General features: G+C 60.4%; 2 protein-coding genes. Both read right to left on the bottom strand.

What is annotated here, in order from left to right:
• Positions 1-706 (bottom strand): alpha/beta hydrolase-fold protein (locus HMPREF2690_RS10960; RefSeq protein WP_246819550.1); only part of this gene is annotated, 706 nt, incomplete at its 3' end.
• A gap of 34 nt (positions 707-740) precedes the next feature.
• The gene (locus tag HMPREF2690_RS10955; protein ID WP_070820893.1) at positions 741-1,940 is read right to left on the bottom strand and encodes an alpha/beta hydrolase; all 1,200 of its coding nucleotides are present in this window, start codon (positions 1,938-1,940) and stop codon (positions 741-743) included.
• Positions 1,941-2,105: the final 165 nt, after the last annotated feature.

Here is a 2,105-nt window from a genome sequence, read left to right as displayed (position 1 = left end):
CGTGGAAGTGCTCGTCGATAAGCGGCGGCAGCTCCTTGGTCAGATACGTCGTCCACTTGTAACTGCCGTGCTTGTCGTGCGTTCCAGCCCAGTCGGCCTGCTGCGAGCCGATAGAGCCGCGCGGAGTGACCACATTGATGTGCTTGTCTGCGAAGAACTCAGAAGCGCGACCATCTTTCCACCACGGGGTCACCATTCCACCACCTGCGCCGCCCAGAAGGTAGAACGTCGGGCGCGGATCGGTGTTCTCAGGACCGCCTTCCGGCAAGATGAGTTCGTTTTCAATCTCCCGGCGCATCGATGGCGAGTAGACAGTGAGCACCCACACGTTGTCCTGCAAGTGCTCCAGTTTGCGGAACTGCGCAGGCGGCGCGTCCGAATCCGGGAACGTTTGGTCCACCACCGTGCTCGAGCCAAGTGACTGTGCCGCCCGGGAGCTGCCCTCGAACACAAAGCGTCCGAACAGCAGGTGGCCGAAAATACCGCTCATCATCGCGCCGATCAGGATGATCGGTATTGCTAGCGGCGGAGTATCCGGCCCAATCTGACGGAAGCCGTTGATCAGCCATGATCCCGTCCATCCAGGTGCTTCTTGCTTTTCGACGAGCCCAAGGCTCTCACGTGATTCCACCGCCGGTGCTGGCGTGGCGACGAGCATGCTCACTGACGTAGTGGCTGCGCACAGGGCCACACCGCGACGAATCATTGGTTTCACACGCCAAACTGTAGCCCAACAGCTGTCACGAACTCGACCCTGACGATTCTGACGAGCCTGACGAGCCGCGCTGCCCCAAAGGTTGTGGCGCTTCGCTTGGCAGCGGCGACTTTGTCACCGGTGTTTCGCGCTCAAACGGCTCCACATTCAACGCCGGACCGATAACGCGCCAGCTCTCACGCATGGACTTTTCAAAAAGCCCCCAACTATGTGTGCCCTCCACCTGTGGGTACCACTCCACATCCAAGCCTGCCCGCTTGGCTTTGTCGGCGAAATAGGCAGAGCACGCATAGGATGCCGCCTCAATGGTCACAGGCGGGCCAATGCGCTCCGATGATGTCTTCGACGCATCGATCGCGCCAGGTACCCCCTGGGCAGCGGCGATAAACAGCGCAGTGTCCCGCAATGCATCCAGGTTCAACACCGGCGAATGCGCCCGCCAGGCCGGGTCGCTCGACATGCCCCACATCTTCTTCGGATCAGCGCCATTCATCTTCAGCGCTTCACGCACGTAGGTGTCCCCCAGCATCCCGGTTGTGGCCGGGCACCCCGAGTAGGAGGCCGCGGCGGCAAAGCGCTCCGGCGCGATGGACGCGATGTTCAGCGCGGGCCCTCCGGACATGGAAATGCCGGCGATGGCGTCGTGGCCGGTGCCGTGGAAGTGCTCGTCGATAAGCGGCGGCAGCTCTTTGGTCAGGTATGTCAGCCACTTGTTTCGCCCTGTTGCTTTATCTTCGCGATACCAGTCAGCCTGCATCGAGGACACCGACCCAATCGGTGTAACCACGTTGACCAGCTTGTTCTGGAAAAACTCCTGGTAGTCCGAAGAATTACGCCACGACCATCCGTTCGCGGCACCGTCGGCCCCCATAAGAAGGTAGAAGGTCGGGCGCGGGGTGTCGTTGTCAGGACCGCCGGGAAGAATCACCTCGTTTTTCACTTCTTTGCCCATGGCGTGCGAATAGACGACGACCTCGTAGACGTCGTTTTCGATGTGCGTTAGGGACTTCAACTCGGCCGGACGCGCGTCCGGGTCTGGGAACGTATCGCTCAGCTGGTACGAACTGAACCCTCCGGATGAGCCGCCGACGCTGGAGCCTTCGTACATGGACGAGCCGAATACTCCCCCGCCGAGCGTCGTGAGAAACAGTGCCGGCACCGCAAGCAACGGAATCGTGGAAAACAAGCTAGACGCCGCCATTGGGACGCTGAGCGCGTCGATCACGCTTGAGCCAGTTTGACGCGCTCTGCCACTTAGAAACGACGGCAACAACCACAACATAGACACAAGGTACCTGCCGGGAAGGCTCGAACGCGAAAACCTCCGACCTGGCGAACCAGATCGGAGGTTTTCTTCTTGTACCCCGTACGGGATTTGAACCCGTGTTAC

Source organism: Corynebacterium sp. HMSC034E11, assembly GCF_001835905.1.
GTDB classification, from domain to species: Bacteria; Actinomycetota; Actinomycetes; order Mycobacteriales; family Mycobacteriaceae; genus Corynebacterium; species Corynebacterium coyleae.
Note: the sequence above shows the minus strand (reverse complement) of the source record. Positions and strands in the feature narration are given on the sequence as shown.